The organism is Pseudomonas sp. Ors-4-3C, from assembly GCF_055755035.1.
In genome coordinates, this window is the sequence record NZ_CM146900.1 from 4,538,818 (window position 1) to 4,554,715 (window position 15,898).

Annotated in this window: 16 protein-coding genes; 6 read left to right on the top strand and 10 right to left on the bottom strand. The window is 60.7% G+C overall.

Annotated features, from left to right (window positions below; translation table 11 throughout):
• Window positions 1–2 precede the first annotated feature (2 nt).
• Window positions 3–1,727 (bottom strand): acetolactate synthase 3 large subunit, encoded by a 1,725-nt coding sequence (locus ACVHNU_RS20450; RefSeq protein WP_045122841.1) that lies wholly within the window; start codon window positions 1,725–1,727, stop codon window positions 3–5.
• Window positions 1,728–2,126: 399 nt separating this feature from the next.
• Between ACVHNU_RS20450 and ACVHNU_RS20455 the strand changes: the two genes are divergently transcribed.
• On the top strand, window positions 2,127–2,543 hold the full coding sequence (locus ACVHNU_RS20455; RefSeq protein WP_473018198.1) for a DUF4124 domain-containing protein: 417 nt from the start codon (window positions 2,127–2,129) through the stop codon (window positions 2,541–2,543).
• Between the two features lie 90 nt (window positions 2,544–2,633).
• Here ACVHNU_RS20455 and ACVHNU_RS20460 read toward each other — a convergent pair whose 3' ends face one another.
• From ACVHNU_RS20460 to mrcB, 3 genes are read right to left on the bottom strand one after another with little or no spacing between them, the layout of a single operon-like run.
• Window positions 2,634–2,969, bottom strand: a complete 336-nt coding sequence (locus ACVHNU_RS20460) for a YqcC family protein (RefSeq protein WP_103521357.1) — start codon at window positions 2,967–2,969, stop codon at window positions 2,634–2,636.
• Complete coding sequence (locus ACVHNU_RS20465; protein ID WP_103484950.1) at window positions 2,969–3,724, bottom strand: tetratricopeptide repeat protein; 756 nt, start codon at window positions 3,722–3,724, stop codon at window positions 2,969–2,971. Before ACVHNU_RS20465 ends, ACVHNU_RS20460 begins: the two co-directional genes overlap by 1 nt.
• Window positions 3,725–3,740: 16 nt before the next feature.
• On the bottom strand, window positions 3,741–6,065 hold the full coding sequence (mrcB, locus tag ACVHNU_RS20470; protein ID WP_103484951.1) for a penicillin-binding protein 1B: 2,325 nt from the start codon (window positions 6,063–6,065) through the stop codon (window positions 3,741–3,743).
• Between the two features lie 116 nt (window positions 6,066–6,181).
• On the opposite strand from mrcB, the gene ACVHNU_RS20475 reads away from it, so the two are divergent.
• The 4 genes from ACVHNU_RS20475 (at window position 6,182) to ACVHNU_RS20490 (ending at window position 9,544) form a co-directional block, all read left to right on the top strand.
• Window positions 6,182–7,738, top strand: a complete 1,557-nt coding sequence (locus tag ACVHNU_RS20475) for a bifunctional aminoglycoside phosphotransferase/ATP-binding protein (protein ID WP_226501124.1) — start codon at window positions 6,182–6,184, stop codon at window positions 7,736–7,738.
• A 91-nt stretch (window positions 7,739–7,829) separates the two neighbouring features.
• Window positions 7,830–8,174: a pentapeptide repeat-containing protein gene (locus ACVHNU_RS20480; protein ID WP_003228227.1), complete on the top strand. Its 345-nt coding sequence runs from the start codon at window positions 7,830–7,832 to the stop codon at window positions 8,172–8,174.
• Between the two features lie 280 nt (window positions 8,175–8,454).
• Window positions 8,455–8,727 (top strand): TfoX/Sxy family protein, encoded by a 273-nt coding sequence (locus ACVHNU_RS20485; RefSeq protein ID WP_003228231.1) that lies wholly within the window; start codon window positions 8,455–8,457, stop codon window positions 8,725–8,727.
• A 16-nt stretch (window positions 8,728–8,743) separates the two neighbouring features.
• Window positions 8,744–9,544: a Crp/Fnr family transcriptional regulator gene (locus ACVHNU_RS20490; RefSeq protein WP_473018199.1), complete on the top strand. Its 801-nt coding sequence runs from the start codon at window positions 8,744–8,746 to the stop codon at window positions 9,542–9,544.
• Window positions 9,545–9,770: 226 nt separating this feature from the next.
• On the opposite strand, the gene ACVHNU_RS20495 is transcribed toward ACVHNU_RS20490, so the two are convergent.
• Genes ACVHNU_RS20495 through ACVHNU_RS20510 form a run of 4 tightly spaced genes read right to left on the bottom strand, consistent with a single transcriptional unit; the run spans window position 9,771 to window position 13,316 of the window.
• The gene (locus ACVHNU_RS20495; protein ID WP_473018200.1) at window positions 9,771–10,622 is read right to left on the bottom strand and encodes a ChaN family lipoprotein; all 852 of its coding nucleotides are present in this window, start codon (window positions 10,620–10,622) and stop codon (window positions 9,771–9,773) included.
• A 20-nt stretch (window positions 10,623–10,642) separates the two neighbouring features.
• Window positions 10,643–11,410 carry a heme ABC transporter ATP-binding protein gene (locus ACVHNU_RS20500; RefSeq protein WP_003228237.1) on the bottom strand — a complete coding sequence of 256 codons (768 nt, stop codon included), beginning with the start codon at window positions 11,408–11,410 and terminating at the stop codon, window positions 10,643–10,645.
• Window positions 11,410–12,393, bottom strand: a complete 984-nt coding sequence (locus ACVHNU_RS20505; RefSeq protein ID WP_473020092.1) for a FecCD family ABC transporter permease — start codon at window positions 12,391–12,393, stop codon at window positions 11,410–11,412. The genes ACVHNU_RS20500 and ACVHNU_RS20505 overlap by 1 nt, the downstream gene beginning before the upstream one ends.
• 50 nt (window positions 12,394–12,443) lie before the next feature.
• On the bottom strand, window positions 12,444–13,316 hold the full coding sequence (locus tag ACVHNU_RS20510; protein WP_473018201.1) for a heme/hemin ABC transporter substrate-binding protein: 873 nt from the start codon (window positions 13,314–13,316) through the stop codon (window positions 12,444–12,446).
• 162 nt (window positions 13,317–13,478) lie between these two features.
• Here ACVHNU_RS20510 and ACVHNU_RS20515 point away from each other — a divergent pair, with 162 nt between their 5' ends.
• On the top strand, window positions 13,479–13,796 hold the full coding sequence (locus ACVHNU_RS20515) for a Rieske (2Fe-2S) protein (RefSeq protein WP_473018203.1): 318 nt from the start codon (window positions 13,479–13,481) through the stop codon (window positions 13,794–13,796).
• Here the strand turns inward: ACVHNU_RS20515 and sfsA are convergent.
• Window positions 13,793–14,506 (bottom strand): DNA/RNA nuclease SfsA, encoded by a 714-nt coding sequence (sfsA, locus tag ACVHNU_RS20520; RefSeq protein WP_473018204.1) that lies wholly within the window; start codon window positions 14,504–14,506, stop codon window positions 13,793–13,795. The two genes, ACVHNU_RS20515 and sfsA, sit on opposite strands and share 4 nt — an antisense overlap.
• Window positions 14,506–15,678 (bottom strand): pyridoxal phosphate-dependent aminotransferase, encoded by a 1,173-nt coding sequence (locus ACVHNU_RS20525; protein WP_473018205.1) that lies wholly within the window; start codon window positions 15,676–15,678, stop codon window positions 14,506–14,508. The genes sfsA and ACVHNU_RS20525 overlap by 1 nt, the downstream gene beginning before the upstream one ends.
• Window positions 15,679–15,898: the final 220 nt, after the last annotated feature.

Consider the following 15,898-nt stretch of genomic DNA (forward strand, 5'->3'; position numbering starts at 1 on the left):
GATTAAGTACGCTCCGTCTTGCTCAGCCACATATCGCGCATGGAGCCGTCTTTGATCTGCATCGGGTAGACGTGCTCGCTGGTATCGACCGAAATATCGATCACCACCAGACGATCTTTCATGGCGAACGCCTCTTCCATCTTCGACTTCAAATCTTTCGAATCAGTGATGCGCACACCGACGTGACCGTAGGCTTCAGCCAGTTTGACGAAGTCAGGCAGCGACTCCATATAAGAGTGCGAGTGGCGGCTGCCATAGCTCATGTCCTGCCACTGACGAACCATCCCCAGAACGCCGTTGTTCAGGATGACGATTTTCACCGGCAAGCCGTATTGCAGGCAGGTCGACAGTTCCTGGATGTTCATCTGGATGCTGCCTTCGCCGGTGACGCAGGCAACGTCGTCATCCGGGAAGCTCAACTTGATGCCCATGGCCGCCGGGAAACCGAAGCCCATGGTGCCCAGGCCACCGGAGTTGATCCAGCGGTTCGGCTTGTTGAACTTGTAGTACTGCGCAGCGAACATCTGGTGCTGGCCCACGTCGGAAGTGATGAAGGCATCGCCCTTGGTCACTTCGCAGAGGGTCTCGATCACGGTCTGCGGCTTGATCAGGCTGCCGTCGCCCTTGTCATAAGGGAACAGGCCGCGATCGCCGCGCCATTCATCGACTTGCTTCCACCAACTGGCAACGGACTCCTTGTTCGGGGTCTCGCCGATTTCCTTGAGGATCGCGACCATTTCGGTCAGGACACTCTCAACCGGACCAACGATTGGCACGTCGGCCTTGATGGTCTTGGAGATCGAAGCCGGGTCGATGTCGATGTGAATGATCTTGGCGTTCGGGCAGAACTTCGCCGCGCCGTTGATCACACGGTCATCGAAACGTGCGCCGACAGCCAGGATCACGTCGGCATGGTGCATCGCCAGGTTGGCGGTGTAGCTGCCGTGCATGCCGAGCATGCCGATGAACTGACGGTCGGTACCCGGGAAGCCACCCAGGCCCATCAAGGTGTTGGTCACTGGCAGGTTGAGCATTTTGGCCAGTTCGGTCAGCGGTGCGGAACCGTTGCCCAGGATCACGCCGCCACCGGAATAAAGCACTGGGCGCTTGGCCGCCAGGAGCATTTCTGCCGCTTTGCGGATCTGCCCGGAGTGGCCGCGAACGGCCGGGCTGTAGGAACGCAGCTTGGCTTTTTTCGGGAAGACGTATTCGAACTTCTCGGCCGGGTTGGTCATGTCTTTCGGGATATCGACCACGACCGGACCTGGACGACCGGATTGTGCAAGGTAGAAGGCTTTCTTCATGACTTCCGGGATTTCCGAGGCGTGCTTGATCATGAAGCTGTGCTTCACGATCGGCCGGGAGATACCGATCATGTCGGTTTCCTGGAACGCGTCGGTGCCGACCATGGTGCTTGGCACCTGACCGGAAATGATCACCATTGGAATCGAATCCATATAGGCGGTCGCGATACCGGTGATGGCGTTTGTGGCGCCTGGACCGGAAGTCACCAATACCACGCCGGCTTTACCGGTGGCACGGGCGTAGCCGTCAGCCATATGGGTAGCCGCTTGCTCGTGACGAACCAGGATGTGGGTCACTTCCGGTTCTTTGAACAGGGCATCGTAAACATGAAGGAGAGCACCACCAGGGTACCCGTAGATATATTTGACGCCTTCGTCACGCAAGAAGCGGACGAGCATCTCACCGCCAGATAAAAGCTCCACGTTGTTCACCTCTAAAACGCCAGAATACCGTCCACACAAAAGGGGCGGGTCTTAATAGGTTTACTTCTCGGCAGAGCATGAGCGACGGTGGTCGCCGACTACGTCAGCACTGACTGAGCAAGTATTGGGATCGTCCCAAGTGTTGCGGGCCTTTCCCACCCAGCGCGAGGTAACGCGTTGCGGGTGTAACAGGTCGACGCGGATATGCGCCTCATGATCTACCGAGTGGGTCTGCTTCTGGCAGTCCCTCTACAGCGGACTTTGGATTCTTCTGTTTCGCCCTCTCCAAGTCAAGCCGTCAATGTGCTTAATTGTGGGTAAGCACATGAGAACGCAAGAAAAAACCTGAAAACCGCTACTCTGTTAGTGTCAATTGCGCAATTTTGCCAAGGAATCAGCATGCGAACGCTCCTCGTCACACTGCTGATCGGTCTCAGCCCGTGGTGCATGGCCGGTCAGATCTACAAATGGGTCGATGCCCAAGGCGTCACTCACTTCGATGCGCAGCCGCCGCAAGGTCAGCCAGCGACGACCATGCAGACGCCCTCCTCGCCCCCGCCGAAACCTGCCGCCATACCTGGCAGCGGTGCGTTGGGCGATCAGAAAGCCATCGACGACAAGGTGAAGAAACAAGTAACCGAGCAGCAGGCGCAGCTCAAGGCGTTTTGCGAGCAGGCACGGACGAACCTGGCGCAATTGCAGAACAATCCGCGTTTGAGGGAGGAAGTGGATGGAGAACTGAGGCGTCTCGACGATGCACAACGGCAAGAGCGCATTGTCGAAGCGCAGAAGCAGATTGCGCAGAACTGCGAATAGGACACCTGTAGGAGCTGCGATCTTTTGACCTTGCTTCCAAGAGCAGATCAAAAGATCGCAGCTTGCGGCAGCTCCTACAGGGGATCGGTTCTAGCGGGAAGCGGTGATCAGCAGGTCAAACTCTTTGAGCAACACCTGCAATTGCCGATCCTTGCCCTGCAGATTGCGCTGGGCAAAGACCATTTCGGCCATTTCCTGAATGCCCGAGGCATTGGGTAACGGCAGATCCTGCTCGAGAATCATCTTCATCCGAGGCAGGAAGATCCATTGCAGCCACTGCTCGAAATCCAGCGTGTCGACCGAAAACGGCTCGACACTGCTCAAGGCTTCGACCGATGGCTGAACGTCATCCCACCAACCCTGCGCGCGCAGTTCGCGCTCGATCAACAGCAACTGATCGGCAATTTTCGGGAAACGGCGATCCATCACAGCGAAACCTTGGCCTTCTGACGGGCCTGAGCGGCGCCGGCGGAATCGCCTTGTTTCTCACGGGACTGAGCGATGATTTCCCACAGGTTGGCCTGCAAGTCCGGACGACCGTTGGCCATGGTCAGCGCCCGACGGGCGAACTGCTCGGCCTGTGGCGCATCACCTTGAGCCATGCGTACTTGCGCCAAGCGGTAAAGCACTTGCGGCTCACGCGGGGCAACGCGTTGAGCGCGTTCAAGGCTGGAAGACGCACCGTTGAGGTCACCACCCGCCTGCTGCTGTTGCGCGGTGGTCAGCAAGGCGAGCACCGGGCCATCGAGCTGTTCGTCAGCCGACAGACCGCCGCCACTGCTGGCCGAAGGAATGCCGCTTGGTGTCGAAGGCATGCTGTAGCTGCCGGAGTTGATCGGCGCCGACTCGACCGGCGACGGGTTGTACGGCCCCGCGGTGATACCGCCGGACGCCGGCCCCGGAACGATCGGCGACGAGCTGATCGGCGTCGAAGTTGTAGCGCCACCGCCCGGCACCATCACTACCACACCGGTGTCGCCTTGCGGGATGGCCTGGGATTGCGCCTGATCCTGCACCGGGCGTTTGACTGTCGTCTTGCGGAAGCCGCCGTTGGCCGACAGGCGTTCGCTGTTGGACACGGTCGTGCCGGCATCCACCACCGGGATCGAACCACGCTGTACGGTAGAGCAGCCGCTGAGCAAAGCCACGGCAGTCACCGCTGGAATCAACCACTTGTTCACTTGAAACCCTCTTTGCTTAATTCATCCAGCCCTTGACCCAATCCATCACCGACTCTGGCGAAGCAGGCGTTTCGCTTGCACACGAGGCGCCGGGTGGCGGTTCGCTGCCGCGAATATACGGCATCTGCACCGCCCCCGGACAGTTGGCATCGGAGCCTTGCCCGGTACGCGAATCGACCCACGCCTGGACGATGTTGTCCGGCTGCGGCATGTCCAGCGGCAGCGGATCGGCCTTGCGCATGAAACTGGTCCAGACCTGCAACGCGCCGGTTGCACCGGTGAACGGGGTCTTGCCGTTGTCGTCACGACCCAACCAGACCACCGCCAACAGATCCTGACTGAAACCGGCGAACCAGCTGTCGCGCGAATCGTTACTGGTACCGGTCTTGCCGGCCAGCGTCAGGGTCTTGGGCAGCACGTTGTAAACCGAGCTGCCGGTACCTTCACGCATTACCCGCTGCATGGCGTTCTGGATCAGGTAAATGGAGGCCGGATCGAAACGCTGTTGAATCTGGAACGGATAACGCTTGAGCGGTTCGCCATCGGCGGTCAGTACGCTACGGATCCCGCGCATCGGCGTATTGAAACCGCCGTTGGCCAGGGTCTGGTACATGGTCGCCACTTCGATCGGCGTCATGCCGCCAGCACCCAGCAACATCGACGGGAATGCCGGGAATTCCCGCGTAACGCCCAGGCGTCCCAAGGTCTTGAGCACGTTCGGCACGCCTACTTCCAGGCCCAGACGCGAGGTCGACAGGTTGTAGGAATGCGCCAGCCCCTGATAGAGGAACACGGTGCCGTGGGAGCGACGGTCATAGTTCTGTGGTTTCCACACCTGACCGTCCGCACCCTTGACCGCCAGCGGTTCGTCCGACAGCCAACTGGTGAGCGTGTACTGGCTCGGTTTCTCCAGCGCGGTCAGATAGACCGCCGGCTTGATCAGCGAGCCCACCGGCCGCACCGCATCCAGCGCCCGGTTGAAACCGGCAAAACTGGCCTGCCGGCTGCCGATCATGGCCTGGACTTCGCCGGTCTCCGGGTTGGTCACGACCATCGCCGCTTCCACGTCATCGGAGCCCTTGCGTCCGGCCAGGCGTTTAAAGGTGTCATTGACCGACGCCTCGGCCTTCATCTGCAGAATCGGGTCGAAACTGGTGAAGATCCGCAGGCCTTCTTCGGTCAAGTCTTCGTCGCGGTAGTCTTCACGCAACTGGCGTTTGACCAGATCGATAAAGCCCGGGAACGAGCTGTCGGCGAGCTTGCCGCGAGTGGTGACACCCAGTGGCATTTTCTTCGCCGCTTCGACCTGTTCGGCAGTCGCCACGCCTTGCTGCTCAAGCACGTCGAGCACCAGGTTACGCCGCTCCAGCGCGCGTTCCGGGTTGCGACGCGGGTTGTAGTAGGACGGCCCTTTGACCATGCCGACCAGCAACGCTACCTGATGCAGCTTCAGCTCGGACAATGGCTGACCGAAGAAGAACTGACTGGCCAGACCAAAGCCGTGCACCGCACGCTGACCGTCCTGCCCGACGAAGACTTCGTTGAGGTAGGCCTCAAGAATTTCCTTCTTGTCGTAGTGCAGCTCCAGCAGCATCGCCATCATCGCTTCGGTGAGCTTGCGGCTCAGGCTGCGCTCGTTGGTGAGGTAGAAGTTTTTCACCAACTGCTGGGTCAGCGTACTGCCGCCCTGGGTCATCTTGCCGCCAGAGGTATTGACCCAGATCGCTCGGGCAATCGACTTCGGCGACACGCCCCAGTGACTGTAGTAGTCCCGGTCTTCCACCGCGATCAGAGTATCGAGCAGGTACGGCGGCACTTGATCGATCTTGATCAGGATGCGGTCTTCAAGGTTTTTCGGATAAATACCGCCGATCAACAGCGGCTCCAGCCGCACCACGGACAATTTCGCACCGTTGAGCCCCGAGAGTTCGGCCACATAGTCGCCGGAGAAGCGCACGCGCACCGGCTGGGCTTTTTCCAGGCCTTCATAGAACTGGAAGCCACGAGTGTTCAGATCAACGGTATTGCCGTTGACGGCAGCAGCGCCGGGGCCATTGCTCACGGCTTCGCGGCGATAGCCCAAGGCATCGAGCTCGGTGAGGAAATCTTCCTTGCTGAGCTTTTGTCCGACGAACAGCTCAAGCGGACGCGCGTATACCTTGGCCGGGATGGTCCAGCGCTTGCCGGAGAACTTCTCCTGCACCACGGCATCGAGGTAAACGGCGAAGCCAGCCAGCACCACAAGGCCGACCAGACTGAGTTTAATGGCCCAACCCAGCCATGGGCGCAGGCCCTGGGAAGGTGGTTTTTTCTTGGTACGGGGGGATCGAGTTCGAGTCATGGCGGCGGATTATACGCACTTTATTCATACTCAACAGGAGCGCTCCGAGGTTTGCGTCAGGCTGGCGAGCGGCCATAATGGCGACCTCGAATTTCCCAGTCTCTGAAGGATCGCCCGTGAGCCAGTCACTGATCGCTGCCCTGCAAAACCCGGCCCTCTACCCGCACCCCGTCGAAGGGTTCCAGGTCATCGAAACCCATATCTCGTGGGTGATCCTCACCGGCCCGTTTGCTTATAAAGTGAAGAAGCCGGTGAATTTCGGCTTCCTCGACTTCACCAGCCTCGAATCGCGCGCGCACTTCTGCGCTGAAGAACTGCGTCTGAACCAGCGCCTGACCGAAGATTTGTATCTGGACGTGTTGCCGGTGACCGGCAGTGTCGAAGCGCCACAACTGGGCGGCGACGGCCCGGTGATCGAATATGTGCTGAAAATGCGTCAATTCCCACAGACCGGCCTGCTCAGCACCTTGCAAGCCAACGGCGAGCTGACCACTCAGCACATCGACGAAATGGCCGAGCAGATCGCCAGATTCCACCTCAGCGCGCCAAAAGTCCCGGCCGAACACGACGCCGGCACGCCGGACAGCGTGATGGCCCCGGTGCGCCAGAACTTCGAACAGATCCTGCCGTTCCTCAGCGACAAAAATGATCTGTTGCAACTCGAGGCACTGAAAGCCTGGGCCGAAAGCAGCTTCGATCGTCTCAAGGCACTGTTCAGCCAGCGCAAGGCCGAGGGTTTCACTCGCGAATGCCACGGCGACATCCACTTGGGTAACGCCACCGTCATCAATGGCAAAGTGGTGATCTTCGACTGCATCGAGTTCAACGAACCGTTCCGCTTCACCGACGTCTGGGCCGACACCGGTTTCCTGGCGATGGACCTGGAAGACCGTGGCCTGAAATCCCTGGCCCGCCGCTTCATCAGCCAATACCTGGAGCTGACCGGCGACTATCAAGGCCTGGAAGTGCTGAACTTCTATAAAGCCTACCGCGCGCTGGTTCGTGCCAAAGTCGCGCTGTTCAGCATGCCGGCGGATGCCACCCCGGTGCAGCGCGCAACCACCCTGCGCCAGTACCGCAACTACGCCAACCTGGCGGAAAGCTACAGCACCATTCCTTCGCGCTTCATGGCCATCACCCACGGCGTATCGGCTGTCGGCAAGAGCCACGTGGCGATGCGTCTGGTCGAAGCGCTGGGCGCGATTCGCCTGCGTTCCGACGTCGAGCGCAAGCGCCTGTTCGGCGAGCAGACAGTAGCTAACGACGTGCAGGCCGGGATTTACAGCGCCGATGCCAGCGCCGCCACTTATGCCCGCCTGCATGAGATTGCCGGAGTGATTCTGCACGCCGGTTTCCCGGTAGTGATCGATGCGACCTACCTCAAGCGCGAGCAACGCGACAACGCTGCTCAAGTCGCCGAAGCCACCGGCACGCCGTTCCTGATCCTCGACTGCAACGCACCGCAAGCCGTGATCGAAAGCTGGCTGGCGATTCGTCAGGCAGACAAGAAGGATCCTTCCGACGCCACGCTGGCGGTAATCGAGGCCCAGCAGGCCAGCCGCGAAGCGCTGACGCCAGAAGAAATTCTGCGCAGCAAACGCGTGCAGACCAATGAAAGCGGGACCCTCGACACCGTAGTGGCGCAGATCCGCCAGCGCCTGCCAGGCCTGTAAGAAACTATTTCGGCCGTGAAGCCCTCGCTTGCTTCACGGCCGTCAAATAGTGGCACTATACTGGCGTCATAAAACCAACAGGTGATGTGACATGAGCCAGCCGAAACTTCTCGACACCCCGCTTTATGCCTTGCTGCACAAAGACGACATCGCAGGCTTCAACAAGGAACGCCCGAACGACGGCCCGATCGACATGGTCGGTGGCGACTTCCGTGGTCTCGACTTGCGTGAACTGAACGCCGATGGCGTGGATTTCCGGGACGCCTACTTCCGCTCTGCCGATTTGCGTGGCATTGACTTCCGTAATGCATCACTCGAAGGCGCGAGCCTGGCCCATGCGCAGATTTCCGGAGCGTACTTCCCGCCGGAACTGAGTGCGGACGAGATCCTGATGTCGATGAATTTCGGCACCCGCCTGCGCTATCGCACTCGCTGATAATTTTTATCTTTCTCTGACCCGACGCCTTTCCCGTGTGGGAGCGGGCTTGCTCGCGAAGGCGTAGTGTCAGTCGATACATCTGGTGGCTGACAGGACGCCTTCGCGAGCAAGCCCCGCTCCTACATGTTTCCGCGTTTCTTCCCTCCTTTCTGCGTTCGCAGCCCCTTTCTTAGAAGCGTTTGCGTCGAATCCGACCAAACAACCACGCTTTTCCTACTGATGGCTACACTCCTGAGAAGATCGCCCACGCACCATTCGGCCGTCGCAAGGAGGCTTGATGAATGATGAACTGCAACACCTGAAGAATCTTGGCAAGACGTCGGCGCAATGGCTGCATGCCGTGGGTATCCACAGCGCCTCGGACTTGCGTCGCCTGGGGGCGGTGGACGCCTATCGGGCCGTGCGTACCCGCGGGTTTCGCGCATCAAAGGTGTTGTTGTACGCGATCGAAGGGGCGCTGATGGATGTGCACTGGAATGACATCCCGGCCGAACGCAAAGACGCCTTGAACAAGCAGCTCGAAGCCATCTCCTCGCGTCACAAGAACTGAACAGGCGCTGACGGCCATGTATCTGCTCGGGGAACAATCGGCACCTGTCGATGCACTGATCAATCGTTTGCAGAGTTTGCCTGCAAGCTGGCTCGAGGGGCTTTCGCCATGCGGGCCAGCCTTTGAGCCAGAAATCTCTGACGACCTGACGGCACAGCTCCCACATGATCAGCTGTTTCTACTGACAGAAGGCGTAATCAACGGCTACATCGGCGGCCGTGCGCTGTTTTACTGGCAGGAAGGCGATCTGATCGGTCTGCAGCAAGGTGACGCCTGGGCCGATTGCCGTCTGCGCAGCGACGGGCCATTGCGCTTGCTGCCCTATCGGCGAACCGAACTGTTCCAGCATTTATATGCCGAGCCGGGCCGGGCCGAGCAGTGGCTTGAGTACCTGCTGGGCCAGATGGCGCTGCTGGCTCACGCGGTGGCCGAGCTGAAACCGCGGGAGTTCCGCAGCACCAATGGTTTTAAACGGGTCGCGAGCGGTGAGGTGCTGATCCAGCAGGGCGATGCCGCCGATCACGTCTTCGTGATCATCGATGGGCATGCCGAAGCGTTCGTGGATGGACACAAGGTTGGCGAAGTGCCCAAGGACGAGATTTTCGGCGCCATGGCGGTGTTCACCGGTGAGCCACGCAATGCGATGGTCATCGCTCGCGAGCCGAGCACGGTGATGCTGATTCCCGGAGAGCAGTTTCTGAGCATGACCCGCACCAATCCGAAGATCGCGCACAGCCTGATTGAGAGCATGGCCCGGCGCATCGGCCAGCTCAATCAGCAGATCACGCAACTGAGTGCGATCAAAGCTCCACGTTGAGTCCCTTGTTTCCGGGGCATTCCAGCCATTTGCACGACTAAATCAAGCAAACGGGAAAACAGTGGTTGACTCGGTAATGAGAATCGCTATGATTATCACAACTGGTCGCGAGATCAGTCGATATTCTGAAAAGCCCTTGGTTCGGACTCTCAGATTATCTCCTCATCAGGCTAATCACGGTTATTTGACCCGGTTTTTACCGGGTCTTTTTTTGCCTGTGGAAAAGTCATTGGCCAAATTGTTTGCGCATCTGCACGCAGTAATCCTGCGCGGGCGTGGCCGGGGTGTACCAGACGAAATCAGCCATCGCCGCAGTCACTTCAGCGCCCTGCTCGGCCAGCATCAGCACCGTTGGCGCCCGGGCTGCGCCCAGATCCAGCACATACAGCGGCACGCCAACATCCTTGCGCGCATGCCAGCCCCCCGCCAACAGTAACGCTGGCGTCGGCGCAGCCATCAAGCGTTCGGCCATACGCCGATCCCGCTGTTGTTGAACAGCAAGCATCGCCGGCATCTGTGATTTGGGCAGCAAGCCGCAATGTGAGTCGCTGATCTGTTCGAGCAGCGTGGCTTTCACCAATGCCGCATTGCTGCGAACACCGCTCATGGCTGGCGACTGGCGGTAGACAGCGCGGATTTCACTGTCATCCAGATTCGCCGCCAACAGCGGATAGGCTTGCGTGAGGGCAAACCGAACGATCGGTCCATAGAGATTCCAGTCCCAGCCATCCTGCCAGGCCAACGAGGCGGGAAGATCAGTAGGGGGCGCTGCTGCATGGCGAACCTGGTCAACGTTCGGCTGTTGCTTCGGCGTGAGCATTTCCAGCAGCAGACTGCCCTGAGGACGCTGCTCCCCAAGTGCCTGCAACAGCCACAACTGCGCGGCGTGGTGATCGGCGTTGTCATGCTGCTCGCCGATGATGAGCAGTTGCGGCCCCGACAGACGCGTCAGCAGTTCCTGTGCCGTCAGTATCTGGCCGCTGTGCAGATCACGAATTTCGCCACTGATTGGCGGGGGCGGGGCAACATGCTGACACCCTGCAAGCAGCAACACCGCGAACAACCACATCCCGCGCATACCATCACCTCGATGAGAAATCAGCGGGCGATGATCAGCGGATGCCCACGCTCCGGGTGCGGCTGCACCAATACCTCGAGACCGAACACAGCCTTGAGCGAGTCCGGTCGCAAGACTTGCTGCGGCGTATCCAGCGCCACCGGGCGCCCGCCTTCGAGCAGCAACACCCGATCACAATAGCGCGCCGCCAGATTCAGATCATGCAGGATGACCAGCACCGCCGCGCCACGATCGGCAAACTCGCGCACCGCCTGCAACGTGGTGTGTTGATGCAAGGGATCGAGCATCGAGGTCGGCTCATCCAGCAACAGGGTTTGCCCGGCCTGCCCAGGCCATAACTGCGCCAGCACCCGCGCCAGATGTACACGCTGGCGCTCGCCGCCCGACAGCGCCAGATAACTGCGCCCGCTCAGATGCCCGGCATCCGCAGCGGCCAGCGCTGCCGCAACGATCTCGTCGTCGCGCGCCCGACCGCTTTGATAAGGCAAGCGGCCCATACCAACCACTTCTTCCACGCGGAAGGCAAAATCCAGCGTCGACACCTGCGGCAACACCGCCAGACGCTGGGCGCGCTGCGTACCTGTCCAGTGACTCAGCGCCTTGTCATCGAGCAACACCTCGCCCTCACCCGCAGCCAGTTCACCGCACAACGCACCGAGCAAGGTACTTTTGCCGGCACCGTTCGGCCCGAGCACACCCAGCACCTCACCGGGTTCAAGTTGCAGGGTGACGTCGCTGAGGACTGTCTTGCGCCCGCGACGGATATGCAGATTGTGCGCACGCAGCATCAGGCACGTCCTCGCAGCAGCAAATAGAGGAAGAACGGCGCACCGATAAACGCGGTGACAATACCGATCGGCAACTCCGCCGGCGCCAGCGCCAGCCGCGCCACCAGATCCGCCAGCAACAACAGGCTCGCCCCCGCCAACACTGATGCTGGCAGCAGCACCCGGTGATCGGGCCCGGCCAATAAACGCACCAGATGCGGCACCACCAGCCCGACGAAGCCAATCATCCCCGCTGCTGCCACCGCTGCGCCAACACCCAACGCCGTGCAGAACACCAGTTCACGCTTGAGCCGTTCGACATCAATCCCCAGATGCCCGGCTTCGGACTCACCGAGCAACAGCGCATTCAGCGCTTTGGCACGACGCGGCAGCCACAACGCAACGCCGGTGCTGATGATCAGCAATGGCCACAGCCGCGCATAACTGGCGCCATTGAGGCTGCCCAGATTCCAGAAAGTCAGCGTGCGCAAGGTCGCGTCATCCGCCAGATAGGTGAACAGACCCACCGCCGAGCTTGCCAACGCCGTCAGCGCGATCCCGGCCAGCAGCATGGTCGCGACGTTGATCTGGCCGTTGCGCCGTCCGAGCCGATAGACCAGCGCCGTCACGCCCAGGCCACCGAGAAACGCGCACGCCGACAACAGATACGGCCCGAACCACTCTGGCAAACCGCCAAAAAACGAACCGCCGACAATCGCAATCGCTGCGCCGAGTGCCGCGCCGCTGGACACCCCGACCAGCCCGGGATCGGCCAACGGATTGCGAAACAAGCCCTGCATCGCCACGCCCGACAGCGCCAGCACGCCGCCGACGGCCAGGCCGAGCAAGGTACGCGGCAGACGGATCTGCCCGAGAATCAGCTCAGCCTGCTCCAGACCGTCCGGCGCCAGCGGCACGCCGAGCATGCGCAAGGCCGCGCGCAACGTATCGAACAGCGGCAGGCTCACCGGCCCCAGCGCCAATGACAGCCAGATGGCCAGCAAACACAGGAGCGTCAGGCCGATAAACAGGCTTCGTGGTTTGACCAGCGTGGTCATTGGCCGCTCGCGGTCGGGTAGAAACCGTCAGACAAATTCTTCAGTGCCGCCGGCAAACGTGGCCCAAGCCCGCCGACCAGCAGCGTCGGATCCAGCTCCAGCACCCGTCCGGCCTTGGCCGCACGGCTTGAATTGAGAATGGGGTTTTCCTTGAACAACGCCGCTTTTGCCGCCTCGCCGCTCAACGCGCGATCAGCAAACACCAGCACCTCAGGATCGAGCCCGGCCAGCGATTCCACGGAGAACGGCTTGTAACCGGTATGCGTCGCCAGGTTATGTCCGCCGGCCCGTTGCAGCAGCCAGTCGGCGGCAGTGTCCTTGCCGGCAATCAACGGTTTACCGCCAGCATGCCCGATCAGTACCAGCACACCGGGCGCCTTATGCCTGGCCTGCAAATCGGCGACTCGCGCTTTCTGCGCGGTGAGCTGCTGTTGATAGTTTTCCAGCAACTGCGCGGCCTGCGCTTGCGCGCCCAGTAACTGTCCGAGATGCGTAACGTTTTTTTCCAGGGTCGGCAGATCCGGCTGCGCCGAGAACAGTTCGACCTGTACCTTGGCGCTCTTCACCTGAGCAATAACCGGCGGCGGGCCCATTTCTTCGGTACCGATGAGAATGTCCGGGCGCAGGCTGAGAATGCCTTCAGCCGAGAGGCTGCGTTGATAACCGATGCTTGGCAGCTTCTTCAGCGACTGCGGATGCTGGCTGGTGGTGTCGACCCCGACCAGTTTGGATTCGCCACCCAATGCACTCACCCACTCCGAAAGCGCCCCACCGGCACTGACCCAACGCTGTGGCAAATCGGCAGCTGTCGCCTGAAGGCTGGCGAGCAGTCCGACACACAGCACAGCAACGCGGGTAATCAGGCGCATACGCAGCTTTCCTTGAACAGTTTTCCCGGGCAGCGAACCGGCAGGCCAAGTATCCTTGGCGGCGGCTGCGCACAGTGGGCGAAGGCGGCCATTTGATAATTGTTTGCATTTAAACGTCAAGCTCGGACATTTCCTGAAACGAGCCGACACTTGAGGATAGCCATGAAGTTCTTGTGCGCCGGCACCGATCTCGCTGAGGCCGGCAGCCGTGGGTTCGACATCGACGGCAACAAACTGTTTGCCGTACGCCGCAATGGTCAGGCCTATGTTTATCTCAACCGTTGCCCGCATCGTGGTGTGGGCCTGGAATGGCATCCCGACCAGTTTCTCGACCCGAGCAACAGCCTGATCCAGTGTGCCACCCACGGCGCACTGTTTCTGATCGAGGACGGCGAATGCGTCGCCGGGCCTTGCGCCGGGCAATCCCTGACCACCATCCCCTGCCGCGAAGATGCCCAAGGGTTGTGGATAGATGTTTAACCGTTGAGCAAAACGTCCAGCCGCCGGTCGATCACCATCTCTTCGTGGTTCAAACGCACGCCGTAGGCCAGCACCTCGACCCCGCACGCCACCGCTTCACGCAGGGCATCGGCGTAGGCCGAATCGATTTCCTCGGCCGGCCGCACCGCTTCAATCCCGCTGAGATTGACGCAGTACAACTGCACCGCACGAATACCGTCACGAGCCAGATGCGCCAGTTCACGCAGATGCTTGGCACCGCGCTGGGTGACCGCGTCGGGAAACGCCGCCACGCTGGTTCCATCGAAGCCTAACGTGACGCTTTTTACTTCCACGTAGGCCGGACCGCTCGGGTATTCGAGGCGAAAGTCGATGCGGCTCTTTTCCTGGCCGTACGGCACTTCGCGTTTAAGCGCCGTAAAGCCGTTCAACTCGCTGATGACTCCGGCTTGCAGCGCCTCTTCGACCAGCGCATTGGCGCGCCCGGTGTTCACGCAGAACAGCCGCCCCTGCGGGGTTTCGCCGATTTCCCAGGTACCGGGCAGCTTGCGTTTCGGATCGTTTGAGCGACTGAACCACACCTGCCCGCCCTCGACCTGACAATTAAGCATCGAACCGGTGTTCGGGCAGTGCAGGGTCAGCAACTCGCCTTTGACCGTTTCAACATCCGCCAGAAAACGTTTGTAGCGGCGAATCAACCGCGCCTCTTCCAGAGCCGGATAAAAGCGCATCAGCCTTGCCAGCTCTTCAGGCCGCGAGCGATGCGCTCCACCGCTTCTTGTAAGCGAGGGAGGTTTTGCGTGTAAGCAAAACGCACATGGTGGCTGGCCTGATAACGGCCGAAATCCAGCCCCGGGGTGAAGGCAACGTGCTCGGTTTCGAGGAAATGTCGGCAGAACGCGAAGGCATCACCGCCGAACAGGCTGATATCGGCGTACAAGTAGAACGCACCTTCAGGCTCGACGGCGATGTTGAACCCCAACTCGCGCAACGCCGGCAGCAGGAAGTCGCGGCGGCGGCCAAATTCAGCGCGGCGCTCTTCGAGGATGGCGATAGTGTCCGGCTCGAAACAGGCCAGTGCGGCGTACTGCGCCATGCTCGGGGCGCTGATGTAGAGGTTCTGTGCGAGCTTTTCCAGCTCACTGACCGCCGCGTCCGGCGCCACCAGCCAGCCGAGACGCCAGCCGGTCATGCCGAAATACTTGGAAAAACTGTTGAGGACAAAGGCGCTGTCATCGACTTCCAGCACGCTGGCGGCATCGGTGCCGTAAGTCAGGCCGTGGTAGATCTCGTCCACCACCAGATGCCCGTGGCGCGCCTTGATCGCTGTGGATAACCCGGCCAGTTCATCACGGGTCAGAATGGTACCGGTCGGGTTGGCCGGCGACGCCACCAACGCACCGACGCTGTCGTGATCCCAATGCCGCGCCACCAGATCCGGGGTCAGTTGGTAACGCACCTCCGGTCCGACCGGAACCAGTTGCGCCGCGCCTTCGACCAGACGCAGGAAGTGCCGGTTGCACGGGTAGCCCGGATCCGCCAGCAGCCAGTGTTTGCCCGGATCGACCAGCAAGGCACTGGCCAGCAATAGCGCACCGGAGCCACCCGGGGTGATCAGGATCCGCCGCGGATCGATGTTCAGGCCGTAACGCGATTGATAGAACCCGGAAATCGCCTCGCGCAGCTCGGGAATGCCGCGCGCGGCGGTGTAGCGCGTCTTGCCCGCCGTCAGCGCCGCTTGCCCGGCACGGATGATCGGCTCGGCCGTGGTGAAGTCCGGCTCGCCGATTTCCAGGTGGATCACGTCGTGACCTTCGGCCTGCAGTTCGTTGGCCCGCGCCAGCAGCGCCATCACATGGAACGGTTCGATCGCACGACTGCGCGCACTGTAGGGCTGAGCCATTGGCCTTCCTTCGACGGGGAAAAAGAAACGATTCTACCCATCTGCCGGAACGAGCGAGAACCCATCGCGGTCACAGCCTCAAGAACGCTGGACTGTAACGATATGAGCGTACGCTCCAGGATTGACTAAAATCAGTGATTGAACAGGCTTTCAACAGCGCCAGACACGGCTTGCCAAACATCTGCAAGCGCCACCCGCCGGGGCCTCGACATCCGGGAGT

Excerpts from the sequence above, each read along its gene's own strand:
- ACVHNU_RS20485 (WP_003228231.1), top strand. The coding sequence starts at position 8,455 with ATGAATGATGAACTGCAACACCTGAAGAATCTTGGCAAGACGTCGGCG.
- sfsA (WP_473018204.1), bottom strand. The coding sequence starts at position 14,506 with ATGCGCTTTTATCCGGCTCTGGAAGAGGCGCGGTTGATTCGCCGCTAC.
- ACVHNU_RS20495 (WP_473018200.1), bottom strand. The coding sequence starts at position 10,622 with ATGCGCGGGATGTGGTTGTTCGCGGTGTTGCTGCTTGCAGGGTGTCAG.
- mrcB (WP_103484951.1), bottom strand. The coding sequence starts at position 6,065 with ATGACTCGAACTCGATCCCCCCGTACCAAGAAAAAACCACCTTCCCAG.
- ACVHNU_RS20515 (WP_473018203.1), top strand. The coding sequence starts at position 13,479 with ATGAAGTTCTTGTGCGCCGGCACCGATCTCGCTGAGGCCGGCAGCCGT.
- ACVHNU_RS20525 (WP_473018205.1), bottom strand. The coding sequence starts at position 15,678 with ATGGCTCAGCCCTACAGTGCGCGCAGTCGTGCGATCGAACCGTTCCAT.
- ACVHNU_RS20455 (WP_473018198.1), top strand. The coding sequence starts at position 2,127 with ATGCGAACGCTCCTCGTCACACTGCTGATCGGTCTCAGCCCGTGGTGC.
- ACVHNU_RS20460 (WP_103521357.1), bottom strand. The coding sequence starts at position 2,969 with ATGGATCGCCGTTTCCCGAAAATTGCCGATCAGTTGCTGTTGATCGAG.
- ACVHNU_RS20490 (WP_473018199.1), top strand. The coding sequence starts at position 8,744 with ATGTATCTGCTCGGGGAACAATCGGCACCTGTCGATGCACTGATCAAT.
- ACVHNU_RS20500 (WP_003228237.1), bottom strand. The coding sequence starts at position 11,410 with ATGCTGCGTGCGCACAATCTGCATATCCGTCGCGGGCGCAAGACAGTC.
- ACVHNU_RS20510 (WP_473018201.1), bottom strand. The coding sequence starts at position 13,316 with ATGCGCCTGATTACCCGCGTTGCTGTGCTGTGTGTCGGACTGCTCGCC.
- ACVHNU_RS20480 (WP_003228227.1), top strand. The coding sequence starts at position 7,830 with ATGAGCCAGCCGAAACTTCTCGACACCCCGCTTTATGCCTTGCTGCAC.